This window comes from Mesorhizobium mediterraneum, from assembly GCF_002284565.1.
In the GTDB taxonomy this organism is placed as follows: domain Bacteria; phylum Pseudomonadota; class Alphaproteobacteria; order Rhizobiales; family Rhizobiaceae; genus Mesorhizobium; species Mesorhizobium mediterraneum.
On record NZ_NPKI01000043.1, the window covers coordinates 131,091 to 148,783 of the forward strand.

Sequence of the window (17,693 nt, forward strand, 5' to 3'; positions counted from 1 at the left end):
GGACGGCCGCCGGACGGCGCCCGCCGACTGATCGCTAGTCTCGCCCGATCACGAAGAGCTGCATCGAGTCCCGTAGGAACGCGATACGCAGATGCGTGCAGCCGGGACTGGCTGCGATCAGGGCCTCAAGGCCTGCGGCGTCGAGAAAATCCACGCCGTCGTCGTCGCCGAACGTCCGGCGTTTGACCTCGAACCAGTCGTCGTTTCTGCGGGGATCGCATTCCTCGGCGTAGGCGACGAGCGGCTTCGCCCCCTTGGCGAGTTCGCCGTTGGAGCATAGGTAGACGCCGTGGTCTCCGACGAGCCAGAGGCCGGGCTTTCGGTTGTCGGCGGCGGATAGTCCGAGGTGGGGATCGCGGAAGCCGCCATTGGCTTCAGCGTCGGCAATGCCGCGAGCGATGACCTCGCGGACGGCGGTGATGGCGAAGGTCAACATCATCTCACGCCTCCGTTACGCCGCGATTGCTTCTGGGAGATAGCGCAGATGCACGGGCAGCTTCGCCGCGATCTCATCATCGGTGAGCTCGTCCAGCAGCTTCAGCGTGGTGCCATGTCGGCCGCCATAAAACATCACCGTGCGCCTGGAGCGATCCCGTTCCGGCCAGCGCTCACCGGCGTAGCCGCGATAGTCGTCGTGAGTGCTCGACCAGATGTGCTCCAGGCGCTCCTCGCGGGTCATTGCCCGAACGGGACGGGTTTCGCGTTCCACGATCGCATCGCGCATCCGCTCAGGCGAGCCCTTGTCGAGCAGGTCGCAATAACCGTGGAAATACCGCAAGCGGCCATCGATGTTCAGCGCGTAGAAGATACTGGTGATGCGGTCGGTGAGAAACTCACGCAGCGCGAACATCTCGCCTCGCATCCAGAGCGGCGGCAGGATCTCGAACATGCAATCGTGCTCGGCCTCTGATATCTCGAACCATTCGCCGCCGTACAAAGCACTGGCATCGTCCTGGAACCGATCCGGACGTTGAGCGTGGCGGTCGAACATGCGGAACATCTGCCGGCGGTCGGCGATTCCCTGATAAACCTTGCGGACGGACAAGAGGGTCATGGGTGGGCTCCTTTCACGTCGGGCTGGAGCGCGGCTCATCCACTCGATGTCGCCATCCTCTTCCGCCCTTCCTGACCCCTCCTCCGCGGCCGCCTCTCCGTCCGGCCGGGTCAAGGGCCGCGAAGCGGGCGCAGCTTTACCCTTGACGCGGCCGGCGGGCATGCGGCAGCTAGGTTTCTTTATTTCCTCTTTTGTCCCTTTACCCGTTCTTCACCCTTGCCTTGAGTTCGGCGTTCCAGTCCTCCTCGTGCGGGCGGAGNTAGGTTTCTTTATTTCCTCTTTTGTCCCTTTACCCGTTCTTCACCCTTGCCTTGAGTTCGGCGTTCCAGTCCTCCTCGTGCGGGCGGAGACGTTCGAAGCCGCAGCTAGCCTCGCGGGCGACCGCTTCGAGGCGAACCGCGTAGGTGTCGCCCTGCGCGTTATTGTCCGTGGCCGCGACCAGCAATAGACCCTCCCGCGCCGCCAGCAGCCGGATAGCCGCATCGGTGGCAGGAGCCCAGCCACCCCCGGTACTGACATAGAGGCTATCGCGGCGAGTGCTCTCCAGCGCGGCGAGGCTCATGGCGTCGATCGCGGCCTCGGTGACGCAGAGGCGGAGCGCATCGCAGGGGCCAAACCGGAACAGCACCTTTGCCCCGCCGGTCGAGAAGCCGCGCCACTCCGGACCGCGCTCCTCCCAGCCGGTCACGACCCCCTCCCCGTCCCTGTGAGCCGCCCACATGCTGCGGCTAGGGCCCTCCCGCAGCAGATCATGACGGATGGCGGCGCTGATCACGGCTTCCGGAAGATGGCGATCGTCGCGCAGGTAGCGCCATGTCATCGATCCCGGCCAGGGCTTGCGGCGGGCGCTCCAGCGTTCGGCGACGCCGAGATCGGGCTTGCGATGCCGGGCCTGCCTCTTCCACACAGGCTCGCGCGGCGCGTAGCCGACCAGGCGGGCGACCAGCAACTTCGCCTCCCCGAAACCGACCCCATGCAGATGGGTCATCAGCGAGAACACATCCCCCTTCGCGTCGGAGAGTGGATCGAACCAGCCATTTCCGTCATGGATCACGATGACGATCTGGTCGCCGCGCCGGTATTTGACCGCACGTCGGGTACTCTCCTTCAGGTCGATTGCGTAACCGGCCTGATCCAGCGCCGCCGCGCAGGCCACCCTTTGTCGAAGTTCATCGAGTTCGTCCTGTTCCATGTCCCTCTTTCGTGCGCCGCAGGCGCCCGCCTTCCTTCAGGTTTTCTTTCCCGCATCTTGCGGGGCGCCTTCCGGATGCCGCGAAGAGCAAAGGCGGCAAGGGCGCGGCTGGCAATGTGTGTTTTTGCACCGCGCCGTCGCCCGCGGGCCAGCCGCGGCGCAGCTTCCCTTGCCGCCGCAAGCTCGCAAGCCGCACCTCCGGGAGGAGGGAAGCCGGCTCAATGAGCCGGCCCGTGTTCAAATGGATCGTATTCGGCGAGGGTCTCGACCTCATCGTCGTCGAGTTCGGCGCTCGGCAGGACGCCGAATTCGTCGCCGGAGCGGAAGAGCGTGACCGGGACCATGAGGGTGCGGGCGAGCTGGAAGGCGTGGCTTTGGGCGAGGGACAGATCTTGCGACATCTGAGGGCTCCATCCTCGGAGCGGGCCAATTCCCGCTCGATGGCTCCTCAAGGGTCGGGCTCCGGGCGCGATCACCGCAGAGGCGAAGCCGGCGCGACCGCAGCTTGCTAGCGGACCCCTTCAGGGGTTGATCGTGGAAGATCCGGAGCTGGACCAGGAAGCCATCTCAAGAGAGCGGGGTTGGGCCGCGGGCCGAGCCCGCATGCCGCCCGATCGGCTCGCACATTGAACACGACCTGGATTTGGCAGATTTCGCGGCCAGGTCCCTTTCCAGATGTTCGAGCTCCGAGGCGGGACACGCGCAGCAGTCGCCCGCAGTCGAAGCCGAGAAGGTTGTAGTTGTCTTGGACATGCATTGCGAATGGCACGATCGAGCCCATTGCGGACATCAGCGGATTTGATGCTTCTGCCAGCCGAAATAGCCAGAGGCCACCGCAGAGCGCCGTCAGATAGACAACCGCTGCTGCCCCGAATAGGCCCTGCGCGCCGAGCGCAGTCATCATGCCGCCGGCGACGACGGGGCCGATGATCGCGGCCAGAGCATAGACGGAGGCAAGGGCGGCGGTGGCCGCCGTCAGCATCTCAGCCCGGGAAGCGGTCACCGATCAGCGCGAGCCCAGCGGTGTAGAGCCCATAATTCGCGCCGCCCCAGACCAGCATCAGCCCGGCTACGGGCCAGAACCCCATACTTGGTCCGGAGAACCAACGGCAGGGTGCAGGCGAGCGATAGGCCGCAGCAACCAAGAACCGTGCGGCGGCGGCCAGCCTTGTCCAGCGCCAGCCCGATCAGCGGCTGCCCGATCACCAGGCCGACATGGAAAACCGCGGCGAGCCGCACCGCCTGCGAGACGTCGAAATCGCGATCGAGCATGATGACCGGCATGAGGCTGATGGCGATGGCATCAATCATCGAGGCGATGAAGAGAAAGCCGAAGGCTAAAGGAAAGGCTGTGATCGCCGACACGATGTGGCGCGCCGATCCCGGCACCACCAAGCGGCTCACCGGCCGTTCCACCGCGGCGAACGGGATCAGCGCCATCAGCGCTATCGCGGCGCAACCGAGGAGAAGCGCGGCCGGGCGGTCCGGCATCAGCGCGATCATCGCGGGACCGAGTACGAAACCGAGGGCATTGGCAGCGGTATAGACACCCATGATCTGCCCGCGCCGCTCTGGCGCCGCGGCCGCGTTCGCGGGCTCTACTGGTGGCGCCGCTATTGCGAAGCGGCAGGCATCATGCTGGACGATCTCGACAACCACCTGTTCTTCAACCGCACGCATCTGTGCATCGACGCGACGCTGCGCGGTCTTGGCATTGCCATCGGCGACCATCTCTCCTGCGGCGAGCATCTGCGGTCGGGGCGTCTTTTTCAGCTTCCCGGCCCGGTGCTGCCGGGACGGGAACAGTATCATCTGCTGACCCCTGACACGACGCACCTGTCACGGCCCGTGCGACAAATGCGCGACTGGTTGAGGAAGGCAGCGCAGAAATGAAAGTGACTGGCTGAAAGAACTCAGCCTGGATTGTTGCTGTTGCGGTGAAGGCCGATTTTGGACAACACTGCCCCCGGCAGATCAGGGTGTTCTGCCCGCGATCTTGCTGTCAGCAAAAGAACGGTCGAGGTTATCGTGAATTCGAAAACGCGTGCAAAGAGCATCGTCGAGGGAAGTGGTGCGATGAGGATAGTGGACCGGCTGCGCTCCTGCTGGGGGTTCAGTCCGAATGTCGACCGAAATGTCACCCTGGTGGACGGCTTTCTCAACGGCAAGACCGTTGCCGAGCTGGCGCAGGAGCATCGCCTTTCAAAAACAAGGACGCGCCAGATCATCGAAAAGGCCGACCGCCTCGTGGGCGGGGGTATCTTGACCAGGGCCGAACCGTCCGAGGCTCCGCCACGATCCGATTTCATGGCGGCCTATCGGTACGTATGGAGCCTGGCGGAGACGCACCGGCTCGGGAGCGTCGCGCCACACCATTTTTTCAAGGAGCTGCAACGCGCGGGATCACTGGAACAGCTTGTTGACCGCATCAAGCGATATCCCAAGCGCGCTCCACTGACATCCGAGCTCATACGCCTCGTGTGGCTGAAGGAGACGGGCGAAAGCCCCTGGTCGGCTATGAAGCGATCGAAGATCACGATTGTGGAACCAGGCTGTGCGGCTGATCATCCAGATCGCGGGCTTCATTGCCAGCGCGCGCTGGAACCGGCTGTCCAGGAATTGGTTGAGAGCGCCGCGGCGGCCGGATGGACCAATGACGAGATCGCGGGTGCACTCCTCGAAGTCGCGCGCGCACATCAAGGGTGACAATGCGCTGAGAGGTTACCGTGCATCCGGGCCGAGGGCGGACGGGAGAGCGGTTCGCCAGCCATTCGCAACGCGCATGCCTCGCCGGGTCGACCGAAGAGCGCTACTCCAGAAAACCTCTCGGCCGTGACTCGACCGAGATGCAGAGGGCACAGGCGAAAGGCTGACAAAGACAACCGTCATTGACGTGTTCAGGGCGATGGTTAGATTGCCTCCGCGGGTGAGAATTGCCCGCCTTGCCAAGACAAGGAGTAGACGCGTGGCTACGGGTACGGTGAAGTGGTTTAATGCGACAAAGGGCTTTGGGTTCATCCAACCGGACGCCGGCGGAGCGGACGTTTTCGTTCATATATCTGCCGTGGAACGTGCCGGGTTGAGGAGCCTCGCCGATGGCCAAAAGGTCAGCTATGAGGTCGAGCAGGACCGGCGCACTGGAAAATCGTCAGCTGGCAATCTCCAAGCGATCCAAGGTGCTCTCACTCTGGACGCTTCCGCCAGCCGTGTTTCCCGCTATCATGATCCGGCTTGTGCAGCATCCGCTTCCCCGGCAACAAGCGCGTCGTGCTTACTGGCGCGCGTTCTCGCCCAGCGACGTCCTTGCCGCAGCGATCTCATAGTCGGCCGCAAACCGCAATTCGCGCAGCGGCCGCACTCGCTTGATAGCCTCCTGATATAGCGGATGCGCCTTATAGGCAGCGAGCTCGGCATCGGTGCCGAATTCGCCGTAGACGATGACGTCGACTTCCTTACTGGCGGGATCGCTCTTGCGATTCTGCGCGACTTCGAGCCGGCGTGCGTGCGGGATCTTCGTCAGCAGTGCAAGCCCGTCCAGGATCGGCTCGAGATTGCTGCTGCTCGCGGCAGTGAAGAAGACGATGTGTCGGATCATGATTTTCGTTTGGGGCTGGTTCCGATAAGAGAGGCGGACCAGTATCAGGCGGCCACAAATCCGCAACGCAATTTTGCCAATCCTTAAAAACTGAGAGTCGGAGAGGTGCAGCGTCATCGCCCGGGACCATGTCCTTCGCTGAGAGGACCCCCAAGCCATGCAAATCTCCTCGAGCCGAAGCTAGAGGCTGCTTCGTGCCGGGAAGCGGGCCGAAGCCGGTGCTTTATTCTAAATTCTGACAAAGCGTAACCGCTCGTACCCAACATGCCAGGCACGTGACATTCTCAAAGTGCCTGTAAACGGCTTGGCGCTTCGGCGCTGATCGGCGAATAATCTTTGAATTGGTCACGGGCGGTCACGGAGGGCCCCCGGCTTGCACCATCTCGGGATCGACGTCTCACGCAGCTCGGCGTTCCTGGACGAGTGGCGCGGCCAACTCGTGTATGCGCGCATTAGGACAAACCCGCCGGGCGATGTCGCAAAGATGCTGGTGATGCGTCAGATAAATTACCTGACCCACTTTCGCCATATCGGCGAAGAGCCGGAAAGCTTCCTCCGCCCGAAAGTCGTCGAACGTCTCCATGATGTCGTCGGCGATAAAGGGAACCGAGGTTCGAGATTGGGCGAACTCGTGGTAGCCGGCAACCCGGAGCGCGAGATAGAGTTGAAAGCGCGTTCCCTTTGACATTTCCTGCGCCAGCTTGGAACTCCCATCAGCCCCGATGCCAATAAGGACTTCGGTGTCCTTGTCAGGCTGGGTCGCCAGACCGCGATAGGCGCCGCGGCTGATCACCTGAAAAGCCGCCGAGGCGCGAAGCATCATCGAACTGCGATGCTTGTCGCGATAGAGGCGCAAGGCTTGCTCGGCCGCTACGATGCCGGCCCTGAGGCGGAAGTAGCTGAACGCTTTATCCTCGATTTCCAGGAGGACCGTGCGCCGTTGCTCCTCAAGAGCAGCCACGGCATTGTCGCCGTCGACAGCATCCACCTCGTCGGACGCTTTGCTGTATGCCGTAAACAACTCTCGTACGCGCCGATCCTGATCCTCAAACCGGGCTCTGAGTTCTACCTGCTCGGCCTCCAGCGCATGCCGATCCGCGGCGTCAAGCATCTGTTCGACATCGGCCATGTCCTGAATTGGCAGCGCCTCGCGGATTTCGCGTTCGATGATATGACAACGCCGGCGCAAGTCGATCCTTTGCTCGATCATGCGCAGCTTTTTCTCAACCTCCTGCAAGGAAGTTACTCCGAACAGCTGCGTCATTTCAGATTTGCGTCGCTCGCAAATCTCGATTTCAGCCTCCAGGTCCCGGCTTTTGAGGCTCTGATCCTTGAGAGCAAGCTGCATGGATTCCTTTTCCGCCTTTTTCGATCGGGCCTCTTCCACTCTGGCGGACATCAGCGCCCAGAGGCTCAGGGCACTCTCTGCTGGTCGCTCCAATCCGAGTTCTGCGGCCATGACGGCAAGCTCGCGCGAAAAGGCCGCCTGATCGTCCTCCATCTTGGCGATGCGATCTGCCAATCCGGCTTGCCGTTGAGCAGCCGGGCCGAGCTCGGCTAGTCGGTCCATGACCTCCTTGACGGTCATGAGGCTGGGGATAGTGCCGCCCGCCCCGAGCCAGCAGCTCCTGCAAACCTGAGCCCATGACGCGTCCCATCGCGCCTCGTCGGCGGATGCCGTTTCAAGGGCTGAGCGGCGGGAAGCCTCCTCCCTTTCGCAGCGTTCAAGCTGCTCCCTCAGATTCTTGTGTTCAACTTCCAGATCAACGGCCGATTGGGCCGTAGCCAAAAGCGCTTCGCAGGAATCAGAGTGATCATGGGGAACGGCTGCCGCCGACAGTGCCGCCGAGAGCCGGTTCTGCGCCGCCGAGCCATCCGCTTCCGCCTGGCGTAGGTCACCTTCCGCCTGCCTGAGCAATGCGGCCGTCGCGAGGGCCATTTCGCGGCGGCGCAGCCATGCCTCAAGCCCACCTAGCGTGATCTCGCCGGAAACAGCCGGAGCCATTTTCCGAGCGGACTCCAGAATGTTGGCCCTGATAACTTCGCGTTTCGATTTTGCCGCGTTCAGCAGCTCCGCTGAACGTTCCAATTCCGCTTCCGCGACGGCGAGTCTCTGACAGGTTTGATTGAGCTTCGCCAGGTCGCCCATGTGTCCCAGCCGGGCGCTGGTGATCAGATCGTCTTTCCGCAGCTCGATCTCAAACGCCGCAGCGGTCGATTGATCGAGCGCCTCACGATGCTTGGCCCACGCCGCTTCACGCGCTGATCGCGACGTCGCTGCCTCATGATCGTCCACGACGCCGGTGGAATTCTTCACTGCATCCAGTTCGGCTCGTAAACGCCGCTGCTCACTCGTGAGGCGCCCGCTGTCATCGCTGTGGCGATCGATCTCGGCTTCCGCTTTAGAAAGAGCTGATTTCCAGCTCTCCAGCTCAGAAGGCGCCGGCACTCTCATTTGCCTCACCTGGTCTAGACTTTCACCCCAGGGTCGGAGTTCCGACATCTGTTGCGCCAGTGTTCCCAGGAGTTCCACACGAGAGCGTTCCGCGACGCGGCGGCGGGATGCATGATCGTTCTCTCGAAGCGCCGAGAGCTCCCTCGCCAGCGCCGCAATGGCTTTGCCGTTTGTGGAGGCAGCGGCTTCGCTCGACAGCTTGCTCTGCAACTCAATCAGACGGCGGTTTGCCTCTTTGGCTTCGCGCTTCGCGTTTTGAAGCGTCGCGTCGATACCGGATCAGCTCGACGACCTGGAGGTCATTAGAAGACGTGTACTCTTCGGGCGTTTCTTCCCATCCAATCAAAGCCGTCCGAGGCTCCCTAGTCGCGGCGCCATCACCTGCAATCATAATAAGGTTCGTTCGCGGAATAGGCACGGGATTGCGCAACGCTAGCGCCTTATCGAGAGAGACGATTGCGGCCGCATGACCGTCCCGATCGCACTCGAAAAGTAATCGCTGAAGCTGGCGCACACCATGGGGAACGGGGAGATCGCGGTTGATTTCGAACCATACGCCTCCCTTTCTAACTCTCTCTCCCGTGTTTCGGTTTCTCTTCCAGTCGCCGAGCATCAGGTTGCTTACCGTGCTTGAGTTGAGCGTTTCCCGCCATTTTGCCTCGCCCACGATCAATCGGATCACGGCACCGTCGCTGTCGAGGGAGACACCTAGGAAATCCGAGCCAAAACGGCCAAAGACGGCCCGAACGCGGGCTGGGTCACGGGCAAGATCGAACAGGTACTTTTCGACGTCGGCATGATAGCGAAAGAGAAAGATCGGGATCGACCATTCGTGCGCGCCAACAAACTTGAAATGCTCGGTGACAAGTCCCGTCATGACCTCACCGAAAAGGCCACGTCTAGGCGGTCGGCGGTAGACAGCGGGGATACAGAAGCAGGGCCGCATCATCATCGTCGTCGTCTTCATCCGCATCCGGGTGAAGATTTATCCCAATCTGAGCAGCAAAATGTTCGCGAGCGTCACGGTGGGCTGACTCAAAATACGGAATGAGCGCGGCAGCGAGATTTGGGTCCCTGTCGGCCTTTTCCTCGAGAAGCAGGTGGCCATAACATCCTTCAACGGATGGATAAGAGTTCAGCCATCGGTTCATCGCCCCGGATGGCGGTTTGCAGTCGTGCATTGTAGGGCCCCCCGACCCGATCATCTGTTCATATTTCCAATAGCTGTCCGCGGATTGAAGTTCGCTCAGCCTAAAATAAATCACGTACGCGAACGAATGGTCCTCCGGTCTCAACTGCACGGCGCACTTTTCTGACAATCACGTCAGCTACCGAAAGCTGACGTGAGAGCGTTTCATGAAGGTCAAGCCCATCCATGCAAATGATCGATGTAGGCGCCTTGCCAAACGCTGTTAGTCCGTCAGGGCTGAATCCGGTGTTGCTGATGAAGAGACCTCTCGCCCATTTGGCCTTCGTAAGCACTTTGCCGGAGAAACCATGCAGGTCGGCTATGCCCGAATATTCATTCTGCCATTTAGCTTCTAAAAGATAGGTCTCGCCCTCGAGCGCGAAGCTGCCGTCAATCTGCTCTCCAGTCAGGCGAAACGAGCCACGTGGTGCAAGGTTGTATGCCGCGAACAGATCATGAAGAAATTTCTCGAAGGCATAACCACGGGGCTGAGGTGCAAGCTTGCTGACCTCGAGCAGTTGTTGGGAGAGCAAGCTCACCTGCGCCGCTGTTGGTTTCCCAGCTATGGGTTTTTCCACCGGCGCTGGATTTCGTACCGGAAGCATGTTGAGAAAAGAATCGTCCGTGAGTTCCGGGATTCGAAATGAAACCCCACGCAGCAGAGTATTCAGTTGCTCGATCTCCTCTCGCATTAGCGGCTCGCCACGCCCCCGGCGCCACGTCAAAGACTGACGCACAGAGAGGGCAGAACCGATTCCGCCGATGTTCCAGCGTGGCGGTGAGAAGCTGAACCAGCGATGGAAGCTTGCTGCCTTGTTGCCAGAACTCGCCAACTCCGACCTCATTTGCGGCAAGCGGAAATGCAGTGCGGGAGTTCCCGCTGCCGGGCAGGAAGTCATAAAGCAGATCAGCAATTGCACTGACGGCGGTCGCCTCTTTCATACTGATCGACATCGGCTACTCTCTCCCCGCCTATGCTTATGCTTTCACATACCGTATTGCGTCCCGGAAACCGCGCCCCGATCTCCGAGGCACTCCATCACAGTGCTGTCGCCGGAAATCGGTACAAAATGATGCGTCCAGTTGGAATGATCTGGGAGAGATAGTCGAAATCCCGGATGTTTCCGGTCAGGACGCTCGCACCCAATTGCCTTGCCTGCAGGAAAATCAGGGCATCATTGATAAAGCGTCGCTCGTGACCCTCGCCTTTCGGCATCTTGCTCAGCCGGAAAAGCAGGCCGGCAATGATGCCGGCCTGTCCCCAAGTCGTCGCTTCGGGGGCGTGAAGCCTATGCGTCGGCACGTCGTCAATCGTCTGCTGGATAATTTCCAGGGCCGATTTCGTCGACGCGTGAGCCGGATCAAGGCGGCCAAACGCATGTGTCAGTTCGGAAAGACAAACTGCCGAATGGTGACAGAGCCGATACCTCAGGAGCGCATCCACCGCTTCAGGCGTTCGTCCCTGCAGGACGTCCAAATAAACACTGGTGTCCAGAAACAATGGACCACCAATAGTGGGCTCGTCATCTACCCAGGGTAAATCTCCATCGGCTCGGCGTTCGAGTGTTCCCCGCCGCTTTTGGGGCTTCAGTAATCGCAGGGTCTCACGAAGATCAAACCCCAAGATCGATATCCGCCGGAATGCTGCCTTTCCGGCCAACAAGGCGAGCGCCAAAGTCGTCCTCTAGTGCCAGCCGCGACAATGCCAGTTCCAGCAGTTCAGTGTCGGACGTGACGTGAGCTCGCTTTTTGGCGGCGTCGATCAACTCCGACGGCACACGGCCTGACAAACGTGTATTTTTCGCGGCGCCGAGAAGGCCAACGGCGCGTGCCTGCTCAAGCACAAGCTTGTTGCGCGTTAGTGCTACCTGCTCCTCATTTTCCGTAGCGGAACGAATTTGGGCGCCCATGTCGGCCTCCTTTGTTGAACATAACATAGATACCGTTCAACGCAGATGCAAGGTATAATCTGGCTTTCGGGGAGCTCAGGAATATGGTCCCTTAATTCGTCAGCAATGGATCACAGCACACCCCACCCACGATATCGCCCCCTCCCCGTCATTTCCCGCACGCCGAGGTCGGCTATGAGGTTGAGGGCGCCCCGAGGGGTGACCTTTACTGCCTTCGCGATCATCGTCGCAGAAACGATCGGTCGCGAGAGGACAAGCTCGATAAGATCGGGGAGACTACTCGATGAACGACGATTCCTCAGCCGACGCTCCATCTGATCCTTTGCCTGGCCGAGGCGATCGAGTTCCTTCATTCCGGCTTCCGCCGCGCTCGACAGGGCATTAAGGAATGCGATGAGCCTGGTCGTATGGGTCGACGAACGCCGCCGCTCTCGCGAGATTGCCTTCAAGCCAACGTTGAATGCGAGGAGATGACTGGCGACCTTGCCCCTCGATCGTAGATACGAGCCGACGAGAATGGAGCCCAGCCAATTCTGGCGCTGAAGGGGTTCGAGGGTTTCCCAAGCTTCCCATAGAACGGCTACCCCGAGTGACGCCGGGATAGCGTCGGCTTCAGAAATCGTATCTCGCCAGCGGGAAAGTCGCTCTGCTTCGTCCCAATCCTGGTCGTAGATGAGTGGGTCGCGTCCGCTGGGCTCTACCCTCGCCGGCGGCTGCAGCGCCGTCTTTGCGCCATGTTCCGTCAACAGCCGTTCGGAGCGGGCGAGGACAGCATCAATATCCGCAAAATGCTGCGCAAACGCGTCATCAGCAGACTCGGTATCGGCGTCCGGCGCTTCGACGGCATCATCATCATCGATGGTCCCCTCCCCTTCCCTCTCCGCGACCGCATCGACCGGTCGACCACGCAGCGCGGAGATGCCGACATCGCTCAGCGCCCAGCCTGAATCGGAATCCGCGATCCGGCGGCGCGCTCGCAGGATAGAGTGGGCAATGACGAGTTCGTGGGTCGGAGCCCGAACGTCCATATGCGCGTCGTGGAGAACGAGATCCTCGACATGGACGAGTTCACCGGAAACCCACATGCTGGCAGCCGAGTCGAAGAAATGCCCTCGCTCGACAAAGCCGGCGCCAACCGGACTACGCCGCGTCCTCTCGTCGAGCCGGGCCAGCTGAACTTCTGCTGTCGCTTTTACTTCCCGATTTCAATCGCCCGAACGTCATATGCCGGTTAGGTTTGCGCGCTACCAGAGGCGCAAATTTTCACTAACGATTTCACTGACCGCTCGATTTGCCGAAACCATTGCACAACCGAAAAGCCGCACCCGGCACGTCGCACTCCGACGAAGCATGGTCGGCGGCACGTCGTCTCGCTCGCGAGCTCGACAGGGTCCTTGACAGTTCGGGGCCACGACGCGCGGCAATCAATCGGGCCGCGGCCGAGCTGCGCCTCTCGACCCGCCAGGTCTACAATCTGCTGGCGCGCTACCGCATCGATCGGACCGTGACATCGCTGCGGCCTCAGCTGGATGGCAGCCGCAAGAAGCGCCTTGATCAAGGCATCGAGGCGATCATTGCAAAGACGTTGCGAGAGCAGTGGCTCGTGCTGGAGGCTCCGCCGCTCGCTCCCGTCGTGGCCGAGATCCGCGCTCGCTGCGAGGAGGCCGGCTTGGCCGCTCCGTCCTATCTCACGGTCGCCCGCCGGATACCCGGGCTGTTCAGCCCCGAGGAGGTCGCGAGGAAACGGTCCGCCAACCCGAAGCATCTCCATCGGCTCAAACCGCGGCCAGGATATATCCATGCAGCGCGCCCGCTCGATGTTTGCCAGATCGATCATACGCCCACCGACATCAATTTCGTCGAGGTCGTCGAGGGCGGAGGAACCTTCGTTGGTGAGCGTACCTGACGATCGTCACCGACGTGACGACGCGCTGCATTTTTGGCTTCTGCCTTACTCTTGAGAAGCCGTCGGCGCTGTCGGTCGCGCTTTGCCTCGCCCAGGCCATGAGCCGGAAGGAGGCCTGGCTCACCGCCCGGTACATTGAGCATGGGTGGCCGATGTTCGGTCGACCGCGGTCGCTTGTGACCGACTCCGCCAAGGAGTTCAAAGGCCATGCCTTCCAGCGTGGCTGCGAGGACTACGGCATTCGCATCCGCTACCGGGACCGTGGTCGCGTCCATCAAGGTGGCGTGGTTGAAAGGCTGCTCGGGAAGCTCAACTCTGTTCTTGCGTCACAGCCCGGCTCGACGGGCCGATCCGTGGCGGATCGCGACGAATACCCCGCGCAACGGAGAGCTCGCCTCAGCTTTGCCGATCTGGAGCGATGCGTCGCGCTCGCGGTGATCGACCATAACCTTCAGGAAAACGACAGGACGTTGAAGGTGCCGGCGACGGAGTGGGAGCGGCAAACGCGTGATCTCCCCCACTGGGATGATGATCCGATGCGCGTCCTGCTGGCATTCATGCCTGGGGCGGAGATGTCGCTTTGCAGTTAATGATGAGAATGGCTTGTCAACGATTTCGGTATGTTAGCTATACACCTAATTTGAGAATGTGCACTTAATTTGATAATCGAGCCCGGCCATTGGCATTTAATGTGAAAATCAATGTCAACACCTTATCGGCCTCGTATTTCTCGAAGACGGCTTATGGAATTCAATGGATGCACGGTCTTTCGCCAATACGATAGCATCTAATTTGAGAATCCGAACTTCCCTATTCTCAAATTAGATGCAAATCCTGGTCGAAACGACTGCATTCTTAGTTCGCCCTGAAAAACTCGTGGACCCCTTGCGTTGCAGGGATTCCCATCGGGTTTGAAGTATTGGAGAATGCCGGAAGCCACCTTTGATCCCGTCGTTTCCCGGTGTTTTTGCAATGCTTCCAGCCCGTCCGTCGTCCGGTAAGAGCGATTTGTTCCGCGAGCGCCTCGATGCCATCATCAATCCGCGCCATCCGCTGGTCCGGTTGTCGGCATTGATGGAGTGGTCGCGCTTTGACGAGGCGTTTGGCGGATTTTATCGCCCCGTCGGCAGGCCGGCCAAGCCGACGCGGCTGATGGTCGGTCTGCATTACCTCAAGCACGTCCACGACCTGTCGGACGAAGAGACGGTGGAGCGCTGGGTGGAGAACGCGTACTGGCAATTTTTCTGCGGCTTCGAGTTCTTCCAGCACGAGCCGCCGATCGATGCCAGCACGATGACGCGCTGGCGCAAGCGGATCGGGCCCGAGGGGCTGGAGGAAATGCTGAAGGCAAGCGTCGACGTCGCACTCGAGACGGGGACTGCGAAACCCGGTTCGCTGGAGCGGATCACCGTCGACACGACGGTGCAGCCGAAGGCGATCGCCCACCCCACCGACAGCCGGCTCTACCTCAAGGCAATCCAGATCCTGGTGCGTCAGGCCAAGCGGTACGGCATCGAGCTCAGGCAGAGCCACACGCGGCTGGCCAAGGCAGCGGCGGTGCGGGCGGGTCGCTATGCGCATGCCCGACAGTTCCGCCGGATGCGTCGCGAACTCAAGCGCCTTCGCACCTATCTCGGCCGGGTGTTCCGCGACGTCGGCCGCAAGATCGCCGGCAATGCCGAACTCGAGGCCAGATTTGCCCGGTTGCTCGGGCTCGTCGAGCGGCTCTTGGCGCAGAAGCCGAAGGACAGGAACAAGATCTACTCCCTGCACGCGCCCGAGGTGGTCTGCATCGCGAAGGGCAAAGCCCGCAACCCTTACGAATTCAGCTGCAAGGTCGGGATCGCGGCAACCAACCGCGAGGGCCTCGTGCTGGCGGCCAAGGCGTTCGAGGGCAATCCGTATGATGGCCACACGCTCGCAGCAACGGTCGATCAGGCGGTGGAGATCGGCGGCGTCGATCCGGACCGCATCTACGTCGACAAGGGCTATCGCGGCCACGACTATGCCGGCTCAGGCTCGGTGATGATCGCCGGCCGCAAGCGTGGCCTGACGGCCACCATGCGTCGGGAGCTGAAACGACGATCGGCCATCGAGGCCACCATCGGTCACATGAAGACCGACGGCCGACTGGACCGCAACTTCCTCCTCGGCCATGCTGGCGATGCGATCAATGCGTTGCTCGTCGCCGCAGGCCAAAATCTGCGCCTGATCCTCACGGTTCTCGCTCTTTGGTTTGCCTGGTGCCTGCAAGCACTCCAGCCGACAACCGCGAAATCGGATGCTTCCACCCGTCTTCACGGGTTCGGAATATCAACGCCTTAGCCGTTATTCAGGGCCGACTTCTTACAATTAAACGACACTTTGGTTGGAATCGCGGCCGGCTTCACGTCGGAATCCGCAGCCTGGCGCATGGGTCACGCCCTGCGGCTGATGGCGGCGGGGGAAAACATGCTCGATGGCACGGTCGAGATCGACCATTTTCACCCCGGGGGGAAGTCCCCGAAAACGGCCGGATCACCCACCTCCGGGACGGGGCCGAGCAAGGTCACCGAATGTCGGCCGTGAATACGCCAAGCCGATTACATTGTTGGAAATAAGTAACTCGAGAGAAAACGTGCAATTTGCCTTCGACACGTGTCCTACTCGCGCAGAGATATCAATTTCCACGTCCTGGAATTCAAGGAACTGATTGTACAGTGGAAAATACGCCTTATATACTGCCTCCTTCAAAACGAAGAGATCCCGCCGCTTGAGCAGATGTAGATCGTACATGCGTTGTTCGTTAGGGGTGGCAATCAATTCGATCAGGTTCTCCGGCAGAGGTTCATTAGGCTCAATGTCGATGCCGAGAGCCGCAATTCTTTTCGTCCCTGCAATGGCGACGGCTGCTACGGTATCGTGGTGCGCCAAAGATCCGACGATGCCGGATGGCCAGATCGGAACACCAGAGCGCGTCTTTGGGATCGGCAGTTGTGGGAATCCCAGTTGCCCAAGGAGTGTTCTGGCGACTACTCTTGCAGCACCGCTTTGGCGGCGAACTTTGGTAACAGCGCGTCCCAACGAGGTAACTTCGGAATCGTACAAAGTGGATTCGTCGCCCGGTTCTATTGGACGGATGCCGACGAGGATGTTTCTGTTGATCAATGGTGATAGTCTCCATTCTATCTGGATCCTTTGAGCTTTTCGGATGAGAAGCTCAGCCAATGCAGCTTGGCCTTGAAATCAAATTGCCCGACTCGGTCGTCGATCAGCAGCGGCGGCAGACCACATATGCTTCCCATCTTTGGATCACCGAGCCAGAACTCTCCGACATTTGGCGATTGTCGCGTCCCAGAGCCAGGAACCTTCGGTGCAGTTCGCTAGGAATCTTTTTCAAGAACCCCTGTTAAAGGTGTAGAAATAGCTCGGGCCAGAGCCTTGCGGTTTTCCATAACACTCATCATCGTCACGTGGTCGCCTACAATCGGTACGGCAGTAATAGCCTCCGGACTCAAGACCCGGTCCCAGCCGCGCATAGGCGAACGAGCCTCTTGGCCTGTTGAGGCTTTATCAGGTGGTATCCGACGGCTGATGAGAGGCTCCATGGCATAAAACTGATATATCTCGATTGGCAGGGACGGAACTTGATACGACTGCAATGCCCTATGAAATTGGGCGGTTCTTTCCGACATCAGAATGTCATCGTGGAGATCACGATCCGGAGGTATCGCCCCAATTCTCTTTGCCTTTTCAATCAGCTGAGCAATTGAACATTGTCCAGCAAAGCGTTTCAAAACTTCGAAGGTTTCATCATTCAACGATTCGAAACGCTCCAACACCATGTTTCGGACGATCAGAGAGGGGGACATGCTCGATCGATTCGCAAATAACGTAACATCGATGAACGCCATGAAGGACACGGTATCATCCAGGGCCAGTAAGCGCTGGGCTATGGCGTAGGCGAGGATGCCGCCCGACGAGTATCCTGCGAAGCGGTATGGACCGTGGGGCTGAATTTCTTTGATTGCCAAGATGACCATGTCAGCAATCGCTTCAAGAGTCAGTGGACGAGCTTCATCGAAAGTCGGCCATGGCAAAGCAAAGACGGGACAGTCTACATTCATTTCCTTAACCAAACTGACGACATAGGAACAATCGCCGAAACCTGTGGGAACAAAGAACAGCGGTGGCTGCGATCCGGTTGCTTGAACGGAAATCACTCCCGCACTGCTGGGCTGTGGTTCCAAGCCAACCTTCGATGCAAGGTCCTTCAGAACTGGGGCCTGGAAGGCATCGGCAGCGCTAAAATTCAGTCCAAGATCTGATGCTCGGCTCGAGAGCTGCACGGCCAGCAGCGAGTGGCCGCCCAGTTCGAAGAAGTGGTCGTGGCGCCCGACCCGCTCGACCCCG

Annotated in this window: 16 protein-coding genes and 4 pseudogenes; 6 read left to right on the forward strand and 14 right to left on the reverse strand. The window is 60.2% G+C overall.

All coding sequences use genetic code 11. The annotated features are described in order from the left end of the window. Positions 1 to 34: 34 nt before the first annotated feature. From CIT25_RS30015 to CIT25_RS30040, 5 genes are all read right to left on the reverse strand, one after another. Positions 35 to 436, reverse strand: a complete 402-nt coding sequence (locus CIT25_RS30015) for a DUF3085 domain-containing protein (protein WP_095488776.1) — start codon at positions 434 to 436, stop codon at positions 35 to 37. A gap of 15 nt (positions 437 to 451) precedes the next feature. Beyond that, the gene (locus CIT25_RS30020) at positions 452 to 1,054 is read right to left on the reverse strand and encodes a DUF1419 domain-containing protein (protein WP_095488757.1); all 603 of its coding nucleotides are present in this window, start codon (positions 1,052 to 1,054) and stop codon (positions 452 to 454) included. A 289-nt stretch (positions 1,055 to 1,343) separates the two neighbouring features. Next, on the reverse strand, positions 1,344 to 2,246 hold the full coding sequence (locus tag CIT25_RS30025) for a DUF3991 and toprim domain-containing protein (protein WP_101954556.1): 903 nt from the start codon (positions 2,244 to 2,246) through the stop codon (positions 1,344 to 1,346). A gap of 218 nt (positions 2,247 to 2,464) precedes the next feature. Further along, positions 2,465 to 2,647, reverse strand: a complete 183-nt coding sequence (locus tag CIT25_RS30030) for a hypothetical protein (protein ID WP_095488758.1) — start codon at positions 2,645 to 2,647, stop codon at positions 2,465 to 2,467. Positions 2,648 to 3,245: 598 nt separating this feature from the next. Continuing rightward, on the reverse strand, positions 3,246 to 3,995 hold the full coding sequence (locus tag CIT25_RS30040; protein ID WP_363279342.1) for an MFS transporter: 750 nt from the start codon (positions 3,993 to 3,995) through the stop codon (positions 3,246 to 3,248). Here CIT25_RS30040 and CIT25_RS38610 point away from each other — a divergent pair. The 3 genes and pseudogenes from CIT25_RS38610 to CIT25_RS30055 all read left to right on the forward strand — a co-directional run. Then, positions 3,882 to 4,139: a LysR substrate-binding domain-containing protein gene (locus CIT25_RS38610; RefSeq protein WP_095488761.1), complete on the forward strand. Its 258-nt coding sequence runs from the start codon at positions 3,882 to 3,884 to the stop codon at positions 4,137 to 4,139. The two genes, CIT25_RS30040 and CIT25_RS38610, sit on opposite strands and share 114 nt — an antisense overlap. 135 nt (positions 4,140 to 4,274) lie before the next feature. Then, positions 4,275 to 4,952 (forward strand): hypothetical protein, encoded by a 678-nt coding sequence (locus CIT25_RS30050; RefSeq protein ID WP_245330052.1) that lies wholly within the window; start codon positions 4,275 to 4,277, stop codon positions 4,950 to 4,952. A gap of 259 nt (positions 4,953 to 5,211) precedes the next feature. Next, positions 5,212 to 5,409 (forward strand): annotated as a pseudogene (locus CIT25_RS30055) (cold-shock protein); the annotation flags it as partial. Between the two features lie 108 nt (positions 5,410 to 5,517). On the opposite strand, the gene CIT25_RS30060 reads toward CIT25_RS30055, so the two are convergent. From CIT25_RS30060 to CIT25_RS30090, 7 genes and pseudogenes are all read right to left on the reverse strand, one after another. Then, positions 5,518 to 5,958 carry a Dabb family protein gene (locus tag CIT25_RS30060; RefSeq protein ID WP_342587123.1) on the reverse strand — a complete coding sequence of 147 codons (441 nt, stop codon included), beginning with the start codon at positions 5,956 to 5,958 and terminating at the stop codon, positions 5,518 to 5,520. A gap of 280 nt (positions 5,959 to 6,238) precedes the next feature. Further along, complete coding sequence (locus CIT25_RS30065) at positions 6,239 to 8,296, reverse strand: ATP-binding protein (protein ID WP_158302687.1); 2,058 nt, start codon at positions 8,294 to 8,296, stop codon at positions 6,239 to 6,241. A 211-nt stretch (positions 8,297 to 8,507) separates the two neighbouring features. Continuing rightward, positions 8,508 to 9,173, reverse strand: coding sequence for a hypothetical protein (locus CIT25_RS30070; RefSeq protein ID WP_306462376.1), 666 nt, complete (start codon positions 9,171 to 9,173; stop codon positions 8,508 to 8,510). 374 nt (positions 9,174 to 9,547) lie between these two features. After that, positions 9,548 to 10,405 (reverse strand): restriction endonuclease, encoded by an 858-nt coding sequence (locus CIT25_RS30075; RefSeq protein ID WP_245330053.1) that lies wholly within the window; start codon positions 10,403 to 10,405, stop codon positions 9,548 to 9,550. A gap of 119 nt (positions 10,406 to 10,524) precedes the next feature. Next, positions 10,525 to 11,109: a type II toxin-antitoxin system VapC family toxin gene (locus CIT25_RS30080; protein ID WP_095488765.1), complete on the reverse strand. Its 585-nt coding sequence runs from the start codon at positions 11,107 to 11,109 to the stop codon at positions 10,525 to 10,527. Further along, the gene (locus CIT25_RS30085) at positions 11,099 to 11,395 is read right to left on the reverse strand and encodes a hypothetical protein (protein WP_095488778.1); all 297 of its coding nucleotides are present in this window, start codon (positions 11,393 to 11,395) and stop codon (positions 11,099 to 11,101) included. The genes CIT25_RS30080 and CIT25_RS30085 overlap by 11 nt, the downstream gene beginning before the upstream one ends. 110 nt (positions 11,396 to 11,505) lie before the next feature. Further along, a pseudogene (locus tag CIT25_RS30090) lies at positions 11,506 to 12,591 on the reverse strand (RHE_PE00001 family protein); the annotation flags it as partial. A gap of 95 nt (positions 12,592 to 12,686) precedes the next feature. Between CIT25_RS30090 and CIT25_RS30095 the strand changes: the two are divergent. The 3 genes and pseudogenes from CIT25_RS30095 to CIT25_RS30105 all read left to right on the forward strand — a co-directional run. Then, positions 12,687 to 13,882, forward strand: a pseudogene (locus CIT25_RS30095) (integrase catalytic domain-containing protein); the annotation flags it as partial. 391 nt (positions 13,883 to 14,273) lie between these two features. Further along, positions 14,274 to 15,626: an IS5 family transposase gene (locus CIT25_RS30100; protein ID WP_095488767.1), complete on the forward strand. Its 1,353-nt coding sequence runs from the start codon at positions 14,274 to 14,276 to the stop codon at positions 15,624 to 15,626. A gap of 66 nt (positions 15,627 to 15,692) precedes the next feature. Continuing rightward, positions 15,693 to 15,858: pseudogene (locus tag CIT25_RS30105) on the forward strand (IS1595 family transposase); the annotation flags it as partial. Here CIT25_RS30105 and CIT25_RS30110 read toward each other — a convergent pair. Together CIT25_RS30110 and CIT25_RS30115 are read right to left on the reverse strand one after the other, a co-directional pair. Continuing rightward, entirely contained in the window at positions 15,819 to 16,448 is a 630-nt protein-coding gene (locus tag CIT25_RS30110) for a 4'-phosphopantetheinyl transferase family protein (protein ID WP_095488768.1), read from the reverse strand. The pseudogene CIT25_RS30105 and the gene CIT25_RS30110 sit on opposite strands and share 40 nt — an antisense overlap. Before the next feature lie 215 nt (positions 16,449 to 16,663). Further along, positions 16,664 to 17,693, reverse strand: a 1,030-nt coding sequence (locus tag CIT25_RS30115) for a thioesterase domain-containing protein (protein WP_245330055.1), incomplete at its 5' end; no start/stop codon positions are given.